At 38.6% G+C, this 17,732-nt stretch carries 14 protein-coding genes; 3 read left to right on the top strand and 11 right to left on the bottom strand.

The window, feature by feature from the left end; translation table 11 throughout:
* Window positions 1–85 precede the first annotated feature (85 nt).
* On the top strand, window positions 86–2,818 hold the full coding sequence (locus tag CA2015_RS12775; protein WP_048642264.1) for a putative LPS assembly protein LptD: 2,733 nt from the start codon (window positions 86–88) through the stop codon (window positions 2,816–2,818).
* A gap of 227 nt (window positions 2,819–3,045) precedes the next feature.
* Here CA2015_RS12775 and CA2015_RS12770 read toward each other — a convergent pair whose 3' ends face one another.
* From CA2015_RS12770 to CA2015_RS24845, 10 genes are all read right to left on the bottom strand, one after another.
* The gene (locus CA2015_RS12770) at window positions 3,046–4,263 is read right to left on the bottom strand and encodes an arginine deiminase (RefSeq protein ID WP_048642263.1); all 1,218 of its coding nucleotides are present in this window, start codon (window positions 4,261–4,263) and stop codon (window positions 3,046–3,048) included.
* Between the two features lie 57 nt (window positions 4,264–4,320).
* Window positions 4,321–5,169: a prephenate dehydrogenase gene (locus CA2015_RS12765; protein WP_048642262.1), complete on the bottom strand. Its 849-nt coding sequence runs from the start codon at window positions 5,167–5,169 to the stop codon at window positions 4,321–4,323.
* Entirely contained in the window at window positions 5,166–6,326 is a 1,161-nt protein-coding gene (locus tag CA2015_RS12760; RefSeq protein WP_048642261.1) for a pyridoxal phosphate-dependent aminotransferase, read from the bottom strand. The genes CA2015_RS12765 and CA2015_RS12760 overlap by 4 nt, the downstream gene beginning before the upstream one ends.
* Entirely contained in the window at window positions 6,326–7,153 is an 828-nt protein-coding gene (locus CA2015_RS12755; protein WP_048642260.1) for a prephenate dehydratase, read from the bottom strand. The genes CA2015_RS12760 and CA2015_RS12755 overlap by 1 nt, the downstream gene beginning before the upstream one ends.
* A 97-nt stretch (window positions 7,154–7,250) precedes the next feature.
* Window positions 7,251–8,480 carry a 3-phosphoshikimate 1-carboxyvinyltransferase gene (locus tag CA2015_RS12750; protein ID WP_048642259.1) on the bottom strand — a complete coding sequence of 410 codons (1,230 nt, stop codon included), beginning with the start codon at window positions 8,478–8,480 and terminating at the stop codon, window positions 7,251–7,253.
* A gap of 59 nt (window positions 8,481–8,539) precedes the next feature.
* Complete coding sequence (gene aroB, locus CA2015_RS12745; protein WP_048642258.1) at window positions 8,540–9,577, bottom strand: 3-dehydroquinate synthase; 1,038 nt, start codon at window positions 9,575–9,577, stop codon at window positions 8,540–8,542.
* A 241-nt stretch (window positions 9,578–9,818) separates the two neighbouring features.
* The gene (locus tag CA2015_RS12740; protein WP_048642257.1) at window positions 9,819–10,925 is read right to left on the bottom strand and encodes a chorismate mutase; all 1,107 of its coding nucleotides are present in this window, start codon (window positions 10,923–10,925) and stop codon (window positions 9,819–9,821) included.
* A gap of 389 nt (window positions 10,926–11,314) precedes the next feature.
* On the bottom strand, window positions 11,315–12,673 hold the full coding sequence (locus CA2015_RS12735; RefSeq protein WP_048642256.1) for a hypothetical protein: 1,359 nt from the start codon (window positions 12,671–12,673) through the stop codon (window positions 11,315–11,317).
* Complete coding sequence (locus tag CA2015_RS12730; RefSeq protein WP_048642255.1) at window positions 12,666–13,733, bottom strand: nucleoside hydrolase; 1,068 nt, start codon at window positions 13,731–13,733, stop codon at window positions 12,666–12,668. Before CA2015_RS12730 ends, CA2015_RS12735 begins: the two co-directional genes overlap by 8 nt.
* Before the next feature lie 49 nt (window positions 13,734–13,782).
* On the bottom strand, window positions 13,783–13,923 hold the full coding sequence (locus CA2015_RS24845) for a hypothetical protein (RefSeq protein WP_157470458.1): 141 nt from the start codon (window positions 13,921–13,923) through the stop codon (window positions 13,783–13,785).
* Between the two features lie 368 nt (window positions 13,924–14,291).
* On the opposite strand from CA2015_RS24845, the gene lysS reads away from it, so the two are divergent.
* Window positions 14,292–16,013, top strand: coding sequence for a lysine--tRNA ligase (gene lysS, locus CA2015_RS12720; RefSeq protein WP_048642253.1), 1,722 nt, complete (start codon window positions 14,292–14,294; stop codon window positions 16,011–16,013).
* A gap of 105 nt (window positions 16,014–16,118) precedes the next feature.
* Here the strand turns inward: lysS and CA2015_RS12715 are convergent, their stop codons facing one another.
* Complete coding sequence (locus CA2015_RS12715) at window positions 16,119–16,601, bottom strand: DinB family protein (protein WP_048642252.1); 483 nt, start codon at window positions 16,599–16,601, stop codon at window positions 16,119–16,121.
* Window positions 16,602–16,756: 155 nt separating this feature from the next.
* Between CA2015_RS12715 and CA2015_RS12710 the strand changes: the two genes are divergently transcribed.
* A complete protein-coding gene (locus tag CA2015_RS12710; protein ID WP_048642251.1) occupies window positions 16,757–17,728 on the top strand; it encodes a helix-turn-helix transcriptional regulator in 972 nt (323 codons plus the stop codon).
* Window positions 17,729–17,732 lie beyond the last annotated feature (4 nt).

Raw genomic sequence — 17,732 nt, 5'->3', positions numbered from 1 at the left:
TTAACTTTACCGAAAATTTAATGATTTTTATAGCAAACAGAAATTATTGGTGCAGATAATAAAGAACGTTTTTCTTTCCATCTGTATGCTCACCTTTTTTGGGCATACTGTCTTGGCTCAAGAATCCGGTAATGAAAGATCTTCTGAACTAGAACTTACACCTCCAGATACCTTAGGGAATCCTGAAGTTAGGCTAGATACCTTATTGCCGGTACTCCCAGACAGCATTCTCCTTATCACCGCGGCGGATTTAGATTCTACCCAAAATCAACCAAAAGGTGATATTCAAACCACAATCAATTATTACGCCGAAGATAGTATCATCACGGACTTTGCACAAAATAAAGTATTTCTATATAAAGGTGCATGGTTTGAGTATGGAAATATCCGTTTGGATGCAGATTATATTGCTATTGATTGGAAAAAAAATGAACTCTATGCCTCCGGATTGAAAGACAGCCTTGGCGTTGCCCAAGGCACCCCTATGTTTAAGGAAGGCAATAGTGTATATGAAATCCGAAAGGAGATGCGCTACAATTTTAAAAGTCAAAAGGCCATCATTTCAGATGTGGTTACCCAACAAGATGAAGGGCTACTTCGAGGCGCAATAGTCAAAAAAGACAGTGAAGGCTCTGTATACTTGAGCAAGGGATTTTATACCACTTGTGACTTGGTGGAACCACATTGGCATATTTCTTCCTCCAAAATTAAATCTGTACGGGGCAAACACATTATTTCAGGACCATTTAATTTGTACTTCAACAATATCCCAACACCATTGGGACTTCCCTTTGGTATTATCCCCGATACTCCTGAAGAAAAAACATCTGGTATTATTTTCCCTTCTTATGGAGAGGAACAACGAAGAGGTTTCTTCCTTAGGGATTTTGGCTATTACTTTGCTTTCAATGATTATGTCCACACCAGGGTGACAGGAGAAGTGTTTTCCAAAGGTGGGTACGGGATGAAAACGGCTTCGGTCTATAACAAAAGATACAGGTTTAAGGGTGGATTAAATATTGATTATCAAAAGTTCCAAAGCCCAGAAACTGCTGAAGTACCTTTGGAATACGATGCTTTTTGGTTTAGGTGGAATCACACGCCAGAAACCCGAGGCAATTCCAGGTTTTCGGCCTCAGCAAATTTTGGTACCAAATCCTACAACGACAACATTCTTAACCAAGGGAATTACCAACAAAATCAACAATCAGATTTTTCCTCTAACATATCCTATAGCAAGACTTTTACAGGGACACCGTTCAGTATGTCCGCTAACTTAAGGCATTCTCAAAATCAGGTAACTGACGAAGTAAATTTGTTATTGCCTGATGTGGCCATAAATATGAACAGGCAAAATCCGTTTAGAAACATTAAATTCGAACCCTTAAAAACGCTGAATGTCTCTTGGAATTTCAATGCCCAAAACTCTATAAATAACCGGATTACCACAGAATTGGGCGTTGACCCAAACCTTCAGCAGGAACTTGAAGAACTTGGACTAACCTCTACTCCAGATGTAATTCCATTTAATTTAGCCAACCTCCCCCAACTCTTAAGAGATGCTGACAATGGATTTAGGAATACCGTTCCTATTTCATCAAACTTTAGCCTCTTTAGGTTCTTTACAGGTACTGCCTCTATGAATTTTACTGAACTCTGGTACTTGGACAGAATCAACTACTATTACAACCCACAGGAAGAACGGCTAGATCAAATTTTGGAAAGTGGCTTCAATAGGGTAAATTATTACAATAGTTCTTTTAACCTCTCTACCAATGTGTATGGTTTTTACACCTTCAAAAAAGGATCTAAAATAGAAGCCATCAGGCACCACATGCAACCTACCTTTGGGTTTACAAGTACTCCTGATTTTTCAGATCCTAAGTATGGTTACTACCAAGAAGTGCAAACCAACGCCAGTGGCACCATTCAACGCCTATCTCGGTTTCAAGGTTTTATCTACGGTGGTGCTCCATTGGGAGAATCAAAATCACTTAGCATCAACATCAGAAACACGCTGGAAGCTAAACTTAAGACAGAAAGTGATACTGCAGAAGCTACTACAAAGAAAGTCCCCATTCTCCAATCCCTAAACGTGTCTACCAATTACAACTTTGCCGTAGACTCCTTTAATCTTGCTCCCTTCAATTTTAATACAAGAACCTCATTGTTCGACAAAAGGCTTTCTGTCAACCTAAATGCCACTTTTGATCCTTATGCTACAGGCACCTTTACCAATGGAGAAACTGTAACCACTAGGAGAATCAATGAATTTGCTTGGAAAAAAGGCCAAGGACTTGGTGTTATCAGAAGGGCTTCTCTTAACATCAACGGGAGTGTAAACCCTAGTAAGACAGAACAATCTCCAGGAGAGGTGCGTGATGATCTCACCAATGAGTTTTTAAATCAAGGGGGTCAAATGAATGATTTTGTTGAAAATGAAATCAATAGAATAGCCAATGACCCAAGCCAGTATATAGACTGGTCAATACCTTGGAACATGACCTATAGTTACAATCTGAGCTATAATAAGGCTGCCTCAGGGACTAAAAACGTCACCCAAGCAATAAACATATCCGGTGATCTTAGTCTATCTGACAAATGGAAGATCAATTTCACAAGTGGCTACGATCTATCTACTGCTAAGATTACTCAAACCATGATAGGCATCGCAAGAGACCTGCATTGCTGGCAAATGAATGTTAATTGGGTGCCTTTCGGAAGGTTTACCTCTTACAATATTGATATTCGGGTAAAATCAAGCATCCTTAGGGATCTCAAAGTATCCAGAAGAAGGTCCTTCTTTGATAGTTTCTAATATAAACCGAAGTAGATGGTCAACTTTAACCCGGATCATGTAATAGAATATATGATAGCCCCGTGTTTACGGGAAGTGTTGCAATCGCAAGAAAAATCAGGCTGTTTGGAGATTTTAGCATAGCACCGCTATGGTGAAATTGAAAACAGCAAGGAAGTGACTGATTTTTAACAGAGCTTATAGGCTAAAGGAGTTATTTCACATTTCGGTTTTAATCACCTATCCTCTTATACAACTGCCTCTCTGGCAATTGGCATACTCATACACCTTGGCCCACCCAACCCTCTGGAAAGTTCTGAGGAAGGCATTTCCAACACTTCTACACCATAATCTTTTAAAGCTTTATTTGTGTGTTTATTCCTATTATATGAGATAACCTGACCAGGGCCAGTTGTAAACACATTGGCTCCATCGAACCATTGTTCTCTAAGCGCATATTCCTGGCTTACCTTATCTGTACCTATTATTTCCAGATAAGGAATTTCCATTCTGAGTACTTCTCTTAAGTTTTTTTTCAAAACCTTTCTTTTGATATTAACCTGTTCGCTATTTTCTTCTTTCCTGGTATAGACCGATATGTGTTGAACAGCCTGAAGCGCATCAGGATAAGTAAGCACTCTATTTTTATCTAATATGGTAAAAACAGTATCCAGGTGCATGAAATTTCTTTTCTTGGGCAAATGAATTTCATAGACCCTTTCTATAAGACCATCTGCAATAAGATTTTTAGCAACATGATAGACCGCTTTTTCATCGGTACGCTCAGAACACCCAATTGCAACTGCTTTGTTGGATAAAATAATCACATCTCCTCCTTCGATCGACGGTGTATTATTGTGTGTTGTTCTGGGATATATCTGATGGATTTTATCTTTAAACAAAGGGTGATTTTCAAAAATCTGCCTTACCATATTAGACTCCCTTTGGCGTTGATCCAACCGCATACTTGAAAAAATCATGCCTCCTGGTAATATGGCGGCGGTATCCCGTTGAAAATACAAATTTGGACATGGGGGAATTAAAAATGCCAAGTCCAAAAGGTCAGACAATGCTGCAGCACTCATTCTGCCTCTAACTTCGTGCACCTTGATACCAGCTATAAGGGCTTGTACACATTGCTCTTGAGTTAGTACTCCTAGAAGTTCATCGCTCAAATGCCCCAATCGAGAAACTGCCAACGCTTCCCGAATCAAGTTACTTCTAACCTCATTGTCCTCAAGAATATCCTCCAATAGTTGATCAAAATAATAAACCTCGGCACCACATTTTTCTCGTATGAGCTGTGTGAAAATATCATGTTCTCTTTGCATTTCCTCTAAGTAAGGAACATCTTCAAAGAGCAGTAAGTGTTTATTGTATGGTGTTAACCTATCTATTTCTCTTCCAGGCCTATGAACCAATACTTGTTTTAATGTCGCGAATTCAGTATCTAAAGTCAAATGCATATATACCAATTTACAACAAAACCACAATTAATCAACTATTATTACCATTCTTTCAATTTATTCCTTAAAATCCAAGATATTCCTAATTTTATTGGCTTCTCTCATATCGGCCTTTAACCCTTCAGAATCATAATTTGCAATTCTATTTCTAAAGGCTGTCAAATGGTCAATATAACTGTCCAAGGCTTCCAATACATTGGTTTTATTTTCCAAAAAAATTGGTCCCCACATTTCAGGAGAACTTTTAGCCAATCTCACAGTAGAGGCAAACCCGCTGCCAGCCATATCTAAAATATTTCTCTCATCTGCAGTTTTATCAATAACCGTCTTTCCCAATACAAAGGAGGTCGCATGGGACAGGTGAGAAACAAATGCCAAATGAAGGTCATGGTCTTTTGGATCCATGAAGCGTAAACGTAAGTTTAAAGCATCAAAAATATCATAAGCCATCTTCTTAAGGTGAACATCTGTCTTTTCCATTTCACAAATGATCATGACCTTCCCGTCGAAAAGATCCACTTGTGCTGCTTTGGGGCCTGAGTTTTCTGTTCCAGCAATCGGATGAACTGCTAAGTATTGTGCCCTTTTGGGATGCTGACTTACCTGTTGGCAAAGTTGGTCTTTTGTGGAACCAAAGTCCATTACCAAAGTTTTCTCTCCTACCTTCGAAAGTGTCTTATCTAAAATTTCAAACAAGGTATCCACAGGTGTTGCCAAAATCACAATATCTGTATCCTTACCTGGCTCAGGTAGAGCTTTGGATATTAGTTGCATTTCCACAGCTACACCTAAATTTTCACTGTCCGAATCGAAACCAGTGATTTCTAATTCAGGAAAAATTTTCTTGGCTGCCAGTGCGAAAGAACCACCCAGCAGGCCTAAACCTATGATATGTATTTTTTTCATGGCAATTTATAGTTTTTTAACCTTGTAATGGCTTCCTCCATTTTATCCTCTCCTACACATAATGAAAACCGAACATAAGATGCTCCGTTGCTACCAAAAATAAGCCCTGGCGTAATGAAAATATCGAAATCATAAAGCAGTTGGTCCACAAGATCGGTAGCCGTTCTACCCTCGGAGACTTTGCCCCATACAAATAAACCAACAGCATCTTTCTGGACTTCTAGCTGCAATAACTTGGCCATTTCCAATACAAGGTCTTTCCTTCTAGAATAAACTTTATTCATAGACTGGGTCCAGGCATTGCCTAAGTTCAAAGCAGCAACAGCCCCTTCTTGAATCCCTAAAAACATACCGGAGTCCATATTACTCTTAACCCTCAGTACAGCAGCTAGGTAATCACTTCTACCAGCCAACATGCCTACTCTCCATCCTGGAATATTGTATGTTTTGCTAAGAGAATTTAATTCCAAGGCATGATCTTTTGCGCCAGGTATTTCCAACAAACTTTTAGGCTCTTCATTCAGAATAAAGCTATAAGGATTGTCGTGAACCAACAGAATATTGTTCTCTTTCGCAAAATTTACAAGCTTAATAAATAAGGCTTCACTCCCTATTGCACCCGTAGGCATATGAGGGTAATTCACCCACATTAATTTTACTTTCGTAAGGTCTGCTTGACTCAATGCCTCCCAGTCTGGTTCCCAATTATCCTCTTCATTAAGTGAATAATAAATGGGTTTGGCATTTAGCAGTTTGGTGACTGAGGTGTAAGTAGGATATCCTGGATTGGGCACCAAAACCTCATCACCTTCATTTAAAAAAGCCATTGAAATGTGCATGATTCCTTCTTTGGACCCCATCAAAGGCAAAACTTCAGAAGAAGGATCAAGGGTTACACTATAATTCCTTGCATAAAACGCGGCGATGGCATTTCTCAATTCATTGGTCCCTTGATAAGATTGGTACCCATGTGCAGAGGGAGAGGATGCTGTCCGCTTTAATGCTTCAATAACACTATCATCTGGCGGAAGGTCAGGACTACCTATCCCCATATTGATAATCGGCCTCCCACTTTCTCTAAGTTGTTGGACCTCTTTTAGTTTTTTAGAGAAATAGTATTCTTTAACTTCTCCTAACCTATCGGAAAAACCTTTCATTATTTTCTGCTTTGATATGTTCCAAAAATCTTAACCGAACCGTATTCAGAGGCGATTAAATCCATCGCATGATTAAATTTCTCAACATCAGAAATAAGTGTATCGATAAAAAATGAATACTCCCAAGGCTTACTCATCACAGGGATAGACTGAATTTTAGTCAAATCAAGGTCATTATCACTCAAAACAGTTAGCAATTTAGCTAAACCTCCTTTTTGATTTTTAATTGTAATCTTCAAACTGGCTTTGGTTGGTGCCGCATCACTTACCGGCTTGTCTTTTTGCAGAATTATAAATCTGGTAAAGTTATTTTTAACCGTTTGAATATTTTCAGCTAACAGTTCTAACCCATAAAATTCCGCGGCTTTTGGACTTGCCACTGCGGCTAAACCTTTGATCTTTTGCTCTGAAATAATCTTGGCAACATAGGCCGTATCAACATCATCTATTGGGTTTATAGATGGATGCTCAGCAAAAAACTTTTTGCATTGCAATAATGCCATGGGATGCGACCTGGCTTCAGTAATGGCTGACAATTCCTGTCCAGGCAAAGCCATTAGATTGTGTGAGATGGGTAAATAATACTCATCTGAGATGAAAAGTTCGTGTCTGTCTATTATATCATAATTAGGCAAGATAGCACCTGCGATAGAATTCTCTATGGCCATAACAGCCACATCCACTACTTGGTTTTCAACATTTTTGGCAACTTCTTCAAAAGTGTTGTATCCAAATACTTCAATATTCTCTCCAAAGTATTGTTGGGCTACTTGGTGATGAAAAGAACCTAGAACACCCTGTATTGCAACTTTTAATTTCTTTTCCAAAATCTAATCTATTAAGTGGATTATCTTGAATATTCAACGCACTATATTGAATCTAACTACCAAAACTACTCAGACTCAGCTAGTCTGGAAGAAAAACCTATTCATTTTTATATTCTGGTACAATCTCCAGCAATGAACAATGTTTCCAAAAACTTGGATACGACTTGTTTACCACTTCAGGATCGTCTATTACCAGTTTGGTTCTGGTTATCAAAGGCATAAATGCCATTGCCATTCTATGGTCATCATAAGTGGCAATTCTTACTGTTTCGGGAATAATTGTTGCAGGCACAAGGGTAAATACGCCTGGTTTTCGTTCTTCAAGTAAAGCACCAATTTTAGCCAATTCTTTTTGTAAGGCATCGATCCTGTCTGTTTCCTTTATCCGCAAACTTTCCAGTCCAGTAAAATCAGATGTTTGTCCTGTTAATGCACAGGTGACGGCCACTGTTTGCGCCAAATCAGGGCAATGTGTAAAGTCGAAAGATGACAAACCGGTAATTTCTTTTTTTCTCAGGATTACTCCATCGCTTTGAAATTCACTTTCAACGCCAAGTTTATCCATTATGTCAACGATTTTGGCATCTCCTTGTAAACTCTCTGCCTTGAGGCCTTTAAGGTACAATTCGCCAGCATCAGCACAGGCCAATAAACTAAACCAATAACTTGCGCCGGACCAGTCACTCTCTACTGAAAAGGTGGTGGCTTGGTATTTTCCGGGCTCTATCCTAATCTGGCTTCCTTCAAAAACATAATCAACACCGAAGGCCTTCATTAATTCAAGCGTCATGGTGATATAGGTTCTTGAACCAATTTTACCGGTGAGGTCAAGCACCAATCCATTTGGTAATAATGGGGCATTCATCAATAAGGCAGAAATATACTGACTACTAACGTCCCCTCTAATTTCAATTTGATTGGTTTTTTGACCTGAAAATCCTGCAATAGACAAAGGGGGATATCCTTCTTTTTTAAGATAAGTAATGCTTGCTCCAAGTTCCTTTAAAGCATCTACCAAAATACCAATAGGTCTTTCACACATCCGAGCAGTACCCGTCATGGTTTTTTTCCTATTGTTCAGCGCTGCATAGGCTGTCAAAAACCTCATGGTCGTACCTGCATCCAACACATCATAAGTAGCCGGATCTTCCTTGAGTAACCGAATCATGGTTTGTGTATCTCTAGCCTCAGCCAGATTAGAAAGTTTATTTTTCCCCTCGGTAAGGGCATCGATGATCAAAACCCTATTGCTTTCACTTTTGGATGAAGGTAGTGGAATTTGAACTTGACCAAACGAACTTTTTTTTGGCAGTACTATTGTATTCATGGAATTTTTTAAACTTAAAATTTGAAGGCTTATAACAACAAAGGGATTTTTTATGGCTTTTAACCTTCCAGTTGATTGTAGTAATCCATAGCTTCCGCAATGGCTTCTTTACCAACAACTATATTGAAATCACAATCTCCAATTCTCCTTAATAAGGAAAAATTAAGCACGTTCCCTTCGTTTTTCTTGTCCTGAAAACACAGGTCAATGATTGTATCGAAATCCTTTTTATCAATATGGACCTTCCCAAATACTGCCAATAATTTTTGTTGAATGATTTCAAGCTGCTCATTTGGCAATCTTAAAAATTTATGCGAAAGATAAGCTTCAGCTATCATGCCTACGGCTATGGCCTCTCCATGAAGAAGATGAGATGGTGTATCCAGATAATGTGATTCGACAGCATGACCTATAGTATGTCCAAAATTCAGGATTTTCCTAAGGCCATCTTCCTTTGGGTCTTTGTCTACCACTTCCCTTTTGATCCCAACAGATACAGAGATAATGTCTTTCCAGGCTTGGGTTTGCCAATTCTCTGTTTTAAGGCTGTTAAAGTAATTTTCATTCCTTATCAAGCCATGTTTGATCACTTCGGCATAGCCAGAACGCAATTCAGGTTCAGGCAAGGTTCCTAGGAATTCATCACTAATCAGAACTCCTTCTGGTGGGTTAAATACTCCAATATGATTTTTGAATCCCTTAAAGTCAATCCCTAGCTTTCCACCTACACTTGCGTCCACCTGAGAAAGCAAGGTTGTTGGCAAATTTATAAAGCGAATACCTCGCTTATAAGTACTTGCACAAAAACCTCCCATATCCCCTGTAACCCCTCCACCAATATTTAGGATAAGTGTTTTACGGTCAAAACCATTCTCAGTCATCCATTCCCAGATGTTCACACAGGTATCAAGTGTTTTATGCACCTCACCTGCTTCAAAAGTAAAACTGGTATGCTCTGGAAGATGATTAGAGATTAAAGGGTAACAGTGTTTGATGGTATGACTATCCATGATGACCCCAAGTTTGGAGTATTTCTTTGAATCGAGAAACCGAACCAAATCCTGTGCTATTCGGGATGAAAATATTATTGTTTCCAAAATCTGTTTTTTTGTAAAGGTAAAAATTAAACCCGTTTTTATCTCTTAAAAGGAATGGATAGTAAAAGGATATTTCTACTTATAATTTCCACTCTTTGAAGATCAGGTTCTTGTATCCAATTCAGGAAAAACAATCCTGTTTTGGGCAGACTATACCTTAAACCTTTTTCTAATATTAGGCTAAGAATACAATCAAAATAAACCAATCAACATTTATTTAAGATAAAAACGGGCTTAACAATCAAACTGATTTCTTTGCAGAAACGTTATCTCTCAATTTCTTTTCCTGACGCTTTACTGACTCTTCATGAATGCAATAAAGTAATTCCTTCATGAATTTTTCACTAAGGTTTTTCTCCATTCCACTAATGGTTCTAGATTCCATCACTTGCTTCCAACGGTCTGCCTGAAATACAGTAAGATTATTGTCTCTTTTGTGCTCACCAATTTGATCTATAATAGAAAATCTTTCTGCCAAAAGGTCTAACAATTGATCGTCCAAATGATCTACAGCATTTCTAAGATCCTGCAATTTTTCTGAAGGATGTTCAACTTGGATAGGGTGTTTGAAATCAATTTGATCCAATATTTCTCTCAATTGCTGAGGAGTTACTTGCTGTTTCGCATCACTCCATGCATTGTCAGGATCGTGGTGTGTTTCTATCATCAATCCGTCAAGCCCGAAATTAATCGCACGCTGAGCAGTTTCAAGAATACCTTTTCTATTACCTACAATATGACTAGGATCGTTGATTACCTGCATTCCTTTCCACAACCTTTTCAAATGAATTGGCATTGACCAATTGGGTTTGTTACGGAATTTCTTGTCATAAGCATCACTGAATCCCCTATGGATGGCAGCAAGTTTGTTTACGCCTACAGCTTGAAGTCTTTCTAAAGCACCTCTCCAAAGTTCCAAATCAGGATTCATTGGGTTTTTAACCATAACAGGGATATCAACCCCCTTAAGTGCGTCAGCAATTTCCTGGACAGCAAATGGATTCACGGTAGTTCTAGCACCAATCCATAGAATATCAACACCATGTTTTAAGGCAGACTCTACGTGAGATGCATTTCCTACTTCTGTGGTAATAGGAATATGAAGCTTCTCTCTTACGATTTCCATCCACTTCAAGCCATCTTCTCCAATACCCTCAAAGCTTCCTGGTCTAGTTCTCGGTTTCCAGATTCCTGCCCTGAATACATCAGGTATAACATTGGCGGTGATCATATCCTGGCAAACCTTTTCGATTTGCTCAGGGGTTTCTGCGCTACATGGTCCTGCTATAATCAGGTGCTCATTTTTTAGACCTAAACCCCAGTCTTTTGTTTGTAAGTGATTTTCCATCTCTTTATTCTCGGTTAAATATTAAAATAAAAAAGCCCGATTCTTTCGAATCGGGCTTCTATGTTTTTTATCTTTTGTTATTTTTTGTCAAGACAATACGCAGCTCCGATTCGACTTAAGGGACGAAAGTAAAAGTAAAAGAAGCTAAAATAGGTAGCTGCGTGATTTTTCATGCGTCAAATGTAACCTATCCCCCTTTAAAAATCAAATAGTTATTGATATTTTTAACCTTAAGTACAGAATTAAATATTCTGCTAGTCTTCTACCTATTCCGAAATACTGAATTATTAAACCCGAAATGGGCTTTAGCTTTATGAATTTATACTCAAAAAGAGGTAAATAGAGACTTTAAATAACGAAAATGGAATTATCCACCCAACGAAAACCTCTTATTTCTTTCCCGATATCATTTTCCTAAACGCAGCAAGAGGCTCAGCTACAGAAGTAAGGTAAACTGGGTTTTGGGTACCTCCCTGCTTATCAAAACACTCATATGGCGCACCAAAATCAGCTCCTTTGCGGAAATCATTTTCTTTTAGCTCCTCGATGTACTCATTGGCCAATTGCCTGGCAAGCTCCGGACTGCTATATTGAATAGCAAAGGCTACCCAAGCAGTAGGGGTTCCCCAATAAGCGCCGTTCTGATAGGTGTTTTTGGCTGCCAAAGATTTTTCCCAAACCTTATTCTCATCAAAATCATGGTCTGTGGGCACATGCCTGACATTTCCTCGATAAGAAATGGTACCCTTTTTATAAGCATTCGACAATACCTTGCTGGCAGAACTTAAATCCTCTCCCTCCAAGACTCCCAAATAAATGGCAAGGGAAGTTCCCCACACGTCGGGTTGAGCACTTAATATAGTAGATGCTTTTAAAAAGCCGCTTTCATCTTTGAAAACAGAAGGTATGTTCTTCTTAATGGCAATGGCTATTTCCTTGTATTTTTCTGACTGCTCTGGGCGATCCAGTAATTCAAAAAGTTCAGAAAGCTGCATTGCAGACCTAAACTTTAATAAAGAAGGATAAAGTAATTCGCCTGTAAGTTCAATCGCATCTCTAAAACCAAAATCTACTCCTCTAAATCGATCGGAAGCATAAACCAAATGATTATCCAATCCTGATGGTGGAACATGAAAAGCCAAAGTTAGCCTATCTATTAATTTCATTCCATTGATCTCTTCTGATAGAATCCCAATTTCCCCCAAAGTTTTGACATAATAATGGGCCATATGTACAAACATAAACTGATCCCCATATGGAGGGAGACTTCCCCATCTCTCTGTGCCTTGATCAGCATAACTGTAAGTGCCAGGGAAATAAATAGGAAGACCATCATCAATTCTAATATGGTCAGCTATCGATCCTACTGGAACCATACTCCCTCCAGAAGTGATCCAGCTTTGGTTTGCCTGGCTTTTGGCTGTAAGCAACAACATGTGCTTTTGCGCCTCTAGAGAAACCAAGTCAGTTTCTAGGGCCATCGCATAATCTCTAATCCAAAAAGAAGGATAAGCATTTCTTCCTCCTGGCCTAATTAATAATCCACCGCTGTTATTTGCCCCAAACACTTCAGAAATAAACTGGCCCGGATGAATACTAGACTCTTCAAGAACAGCTACGGTTAATTGTTCCAAAAATTCCAATTGATCTTTTGATAAAACATCAACCTTATTGTTCGCTTGCCCATAAAGCAACTGAGAGCTAAACCAAAACAAGCACCCCAATAATACTATTTTTGACCTACTCATCTATAAATGTGTTTTGAGGTTTTGTACCAATGGCAAGATTCAGGTAGTTGGCAAAGTCCTTTGCAACATTCTCCCTTTGCACAATAAAGTGGTGTAAGGGGTTTACTTTGTCTGAAACCCACTTACTACCTTTTTTAAGATCAAAAGTCAATGCACCTGGACTCAATTCTTCAAGAAAATCCCCTTGTCCTATTACCGCATAATAAACAGTAGCAAGATCCCAACTGGGCCTTTCATCTCTAATCATTTTTCCTTCTACATTCCAAAGCCAGTCCCTATAGGCTGCCCTAAGGATATTTCCAGCCCTTGAGCTTTCTAGGGATTTCCCCGTATATACATCCGCTCCTGAATCAACAAAATAGGTCGGTTTCGGAAAATGGTCTATCAGGTAATCTGTGTAAGCAGCGGTATTATTTTTAAAAAAATTCCAATCCTGCACCATCTTCCCTTCTGTATTGGATGCACCGAGGGCGCCTAGTGCCACCCATCTTTTCACTTTCTTTGTGATCAATTCTATGCCACTCATCGGTGAGTGCTTATCGGCCTTGGAGTTTAAGAGCTCATACAAACCTTTGGTATGACCAATAGTAATATATGTAACAGAATTATCTGGTGCATCCACCAAAAGTTTCCGACTTAGTGAGGTTTGTTCTGTTGCATCTTTATTGTGTATGATCTTATTTTTATAGGCTGCCGTATCTTTAGCCAGCTTCTCTGCCTGCATTTTATCCCTTGGATCTCCAAAGCTAAGGTCATGACTTGCTCCTACTGGTATATCAGGTCTACCATAATATACATTTATGGCATCAACTATACCTGCACCATAAGGGACTTTGCCAGAACTGTAGATTACACCAAGAATTTCGACCTTACCCTGGTCTGCATAATGATGCAGTAAAGCCATTGCTCCAACATCATCGCAATCTGACCCCATATCGGTATCCAATATAACTTTCTCTCTTTGTGCAATAGTATCATGACCCTGAAATGTCAGAAATAAAAGGCAGAGCTTACAAATTAAACTACATGAATACTTAGTGCTATTTAATAATTTATGCATGCTTATGGATTTATTACTGACTTAAATCTAAATAGTAAACAGCTATTATTTAATACCCTAACAGCCTTAATGAGGCAATGTCATCAGCCATTTTAACTTCAATCATCTCTAAATTTAGGTATTCCCTATTAAAATCAAAGGTGCTGAAATCAATAGTTAGGTGATAAAATCGCAGCTCAAATCCTGTCATTAGTTGTTTTTTTGGTATCTTTGCGCTCTGAAAATGAGAATAAAACCTGATTTTTCTTTTGATATTCTGGGAATTGTATTTCTTCATCTCAAAATAGGTGAATTGTAAAGACTGGAGAAGTTGCTTGTGGGAAGAGGTTACCCTTTTATTTAAAAGGTATGTTGATTCGATAAAACTTCCATTCCAATTCAAACAACCCATTATAAAGCTTATTATTCGGGAGGTTTTCTTACCGAGTATTATTGACAAAAGGATATAGATTGGCCTGCCATTTATTGAAAACAGGCTGATTTTGAAGGGAATTCTTTAAATTAATCAAATAGAATAGCGCTAAAAACTATCAAAAATAGCATAACTGATATTTACCCATGCAATTACTGAACGAACAGGAGATAGAGAGACGAAAAGACCGGGAGGCATTAATTAATCTGGGAGTTGATCCTTACCCCGCCCTTTCTTACCCAATCAATGCCAACGCGGCAGATATTCATCAAAATTACGCAAATCGTAAAAACGATTATAAAGCCATCAGTATTGCCGGAAGGTTAATGACCCGAAGAATTATGGGCTCGGCTAGTTTTGCAGAAATACAAGACAGTACCGGCAGGCTTCAGATCTATGTAAGAAGAGATGATCTTTGCCCAGACGAGGACAAAACCCTTTACAATACTGTATTTAAAAAACTTTTGGGGATTGGTGATTTCATTGGGCTTAAAGGATTCATCTTCACCACTCAAACGGGAGAAATTTCCTTACATGTTCAAGAATTCACTTTATTGTCTAAATCAGTAAAACCGCTACCTATAGTAAAACGGGATGATGATGGCAATGTCTTTGACGGATTTACTGACCCAGAACTTAGGTACAGACAACGATATGTGGACCTAATAGTTAACCCTGAGGTAAAGGAGACTTTTGTTACCAGGTCTAAAATTATTTCAACCATGCGTAATTATTTTGATGACCATGGCTGGATGGAAGTGGAGACACCAATATTACAACAGGTACATGGTGGGGCTGCAGCAAAACCATTTGAAACACATCATAACGCATTGGATACCCCCTTGTTTCTAAGAATAGCCAATGAGCTTTATTTAAAGCGATTGATCGTTGGTGGATTTGAAGGCGTTTATGAAATAGGAAAAATGTTCCGAAATGAAGGCATGGACAGGACGCACAATCCTGAATTCACCTCCATGGAAATCTATGTGGCCTACAAGGACTATATATGGATGATGGAAATGGTTGAGAAGCTTATCTCACAAATTGCTACCCGGGTACTAGGTACTACCCAAGCAAAAGTTGGTGATAAGGTAATTGAGTTTGAAGGCCCTTATAAACGATTGTCCATGTTTGAATCCATTCAGGAATACACTGGCATAGATGTCAGCCAAATGGATGAAAAAGCCTTAAGAGAGGTCTGCAAGGACATGGGTTTAGAGGTAGATGACAGTATGGGTAAAGGTAAACTGATCGATGAGATCTTTGGTGAAAAGGTAGAAGAACACCTGATTCAGCCTACCTATATTACTGACTACCCCATAGAAATGACACCTCTTGCTAAAAAACATAGGAGCAAGCCAGGTTTAGTGGAAAGATTCGAGTTATTTGTCAATGGTAAAGAGATCGCCAATGCCTATACCGAGTTAAATGACCCAATTGACCAAAGGGAAAGGTTTGAAGACCAACTTAAGCTAGCTCAAAGAGGAGATGACGAAGCCATGGCTATGGACGAAGATTTCCTAAGGGCACTTGAATATGGCATGCCTCCAACATCTGGTTTAGGAATAGGAATAGACCGACTCTGCATGATGCTTACCAATCAAAGTACCATTCAGGAAGTATTGTTCTTCCCGCAAATGAAACCAGAGAAAAAAATAAAAGTTGCCACAGATGAGGAATTTATAGGCTTAGGGATTCATCCAGGTCTTGTTCCCGCCATCAGGGAGCTGAATATCTACACCATTGAACAACTGAAAGGGCTCAACCCCAACAAACTCTTCAATGATATTTGTGGAAAAAAGAAAAAGTTAAAACTTGACGCTCCTAATCCAAGCAAAGAAGATGTTGCTAACTGGATAAACGCTTAAATTATTAAAAGCCCGAAACATTAATTGCTTCGGGCTTTTTTATGATTTCATTTTTCAATCTAAAAAAGACCGTCCTTGTCTGCTTTATGCTTGATAATTTTTTTTTTAATGTTCCCAGAAATTCGGCGGTACCAAACCCAAAGCTCGCAGATATACATACCCTTGCCCTCTATGGTGTATTTCATTATCGATAAAGTACATCAATGAACAATAAACTTTATTTTCATATTGCCCAAAAGCTTTCACGGTATCCTGAAAATCCTCCGTTGATAATTTCGGAAACCATTCGTCAATCTCTAAAGTAGCCTGATCCCAGAGCTCCAATAATCTTTCTTTGCTTTCTTCTACAGAATGGTCTTCCACAAGTGGCTGCCATTCCCTTGTAACTAGGCCTTTTATTCCCGGGCCAGCTATTCCCAGTAATTCCTGAACCATCTCCCCAAAAGGGCGCATCTCGCCTAAAGTAAAATGAAAAAGTTGCTTTTCAGGAAATGCCTCAATTACACGACGCGTTAAGCCACGATGCCCCTGCCAATGTTTTAATAATTGCTCTTGTGAAATGATCATTTGAAGTTCTTTGGTTTGCATGATACAGTATGTTTTATGTGAACAATAGATTATAAGACAAACTTATCTACCCTTTGTGACAGCCCTATGTCAGTAGGTTTTTAAAAAATTTCAGCAGAGTTATTTTTTTTTAATTCAATTAAAATTTAACTAGTTTTAATTGACCGCAATCTCCCATGAACAGACTAAACCGACTAACCGCTATTCTCACTCAATTACAGAGTAAAAGACACATTACTGCTGAAGAAATTGCTAACAGGTTTGAAATAAGTCTTAGGACGGTATACCGAGACATCAGAGCCCTTGAAGAAGCTGGCGTTCCTTTGACAGGCGAAACAGGAAAGGGGTATTCCCTAGTAGAAGGGTACAGGCTACCGCCGGTAATGTTTGATGAAAAAGAAGCATATTCATTATTGCTTGCAGAAAAAGTCATAGAAAAATTTACGGACAGAGAGATTAGCTTACGCTTTCAGTCTGCCCTAATCAAAATCAAATCCGTATTAAAAGACCGGCAGAAAACGGCCTTAAACCACCTCGATGAACAAGTGGTTTACTATAATAGAGACATGAATACTCCTGACAATAAAGGACTGGCCATTCAAGGTATTTTGACAAGCTTATCTGATTTCCGAGTTCTTCAATTTAACTATACCTCTTTTTTAAAAGAAGAAATTACAAGCAGAGCAGTAGAACCTGTAGGCATGTATTTTTCCAAAGAGAACTGGTATTTAATCGCTTATTGCAAACTCAGGGAAGATTATAGAACTTTCAGAATCGACCGAATTCGTGATCTGCAGGTAACAGAAAAAATTTTTACTACAAATCACCCTTCATTAAAATCGTACCTTAAAAAAATGGAGGAGGGACATCAGTTAACGAAAATAGTCATACAGATGGAAGCATCCCATGTGAAGTTTATTGATAGCCACAAATACAATCAAGGTTTTGTAATGCAGGAAAATATAGAGCAAAAAGTACAACTTACATTTATGGTCGGTTCTATAGAATTCTTTGCTAGATGGATAATATCCTTGGCTGACATCGTCACTATCATTTCCCCAAGCACACTTTCGGACAGGTTAGAAGCCTTGATAACTATAATGGTAAAAAAACTAAAAGAAGGGGAACAATCTCAAAAAGCCAATTGATCTA

The sequence above is a fragment of the Cyclobacterium amurskyense genome (assembly GCF_001050135.1).
Lineage (GTDB): Bacteria > Bacteroidota > Bacteroidia > Cytophagales > Cyclobacteriaceae > Cyclobacterium > Cyclobacterium amurskyense.
Note: the sequence above shows the minus strand (reverse complement) of the source record. Positions and strands in the feature narration are given on the sequence as shown.

What these genes read in the sequence shown, in the direction of transcription:
- CA2015_RS12775 (WP_048642264.1), top strand. Translation starts at nt 86, where the DNA reads ATGCTCACCTTTTTTGGGCATACTGTCTTGGCTCAAGAATCCGGTAAT.
- CA2015_RS12770 (WP_048642263.1), bottom strand. Translation starts at nt 4,263, where the DNA reads ATGCATTTGACTTTAGATACTGAATTCGCGACATTAAAACAAGTATTG.
- CA2015_RS12765 (WP_048642262.1), bottom strand. Translation starts at nt 5,169, where the DNA reads ATGAAAAAAATACATATCATAGGTTTAGGCCTGCTGGGTGGTTCTTTC.
- CA2015_RS12760 (WP_048642261.1), bottom strand. Translation starts at nt 6,326, where the DNA reads ATGAAAGGTTTTTCCGATAGGTTAGGAGAAGTTAAAGAATACTATTTC.
- CA2015_RS12750 (WP_048642259.1), bottom strand. Translation starts at nt 8,480, where the DNA reads ATGAATACAATAGTACTGCCAAAAAAAAGTTCGTTTGGTCAAGTTCAA.
- CA2015_RS12740 (WP_048642257.1), bottom strand. Translation starts at nt 10,925, where the DNA reads ATGGAAAATCACTTACAAACAAAAGACTGGGGTTTAGGTCTAAAAAAT.
- CA2015_RS12735 (WP_048642256.1), bottom strand. Translation starts at nt 12,673, where the DNA reads ATGAGTAGGTCAAAAATAGTATTATTGGGGTGCTTGTTTTGGTTTAGC.
- CA2015_RS12730 (WP_048642255.1), bottom strand. Translation starts at nt 13,733, where the DNA reads ATGCATAAATTATTAAATAGCACTAAGTATTCATGTAGTTTAATTTGT.
- CA2015_RS24845 (WP_157470458.1), bottom strand. Translation starts at nt 13,923, where the DNA reads ATGACAGGATTTGAGCTGCGATTTTATCACCTAACTATTGATTTCAGC.
- lysS (WP_048642253.1), top strand. Translation starts at nt 14,292, where the DNA reads ATGCAATTACTGAACGAACAGGAGATAGAGAGACGAAAAGACCGGGAG.
- CA2015_RS12715 (WP_048642252.1), bottom strand. Translation starts at nt 16,601, where the DNA reads ATGCAAACCAAAGAACTTCAAATGATCATTTCACAAGAGCAATTATTA.
- CA2015_RS12710 (WP_048642251.1), top strand. Translation starts at nt 16,757, where the DNA reads ATGAACAGACTAAACCGACTAACCGCTATTCTCACTCAATTACAGAGT.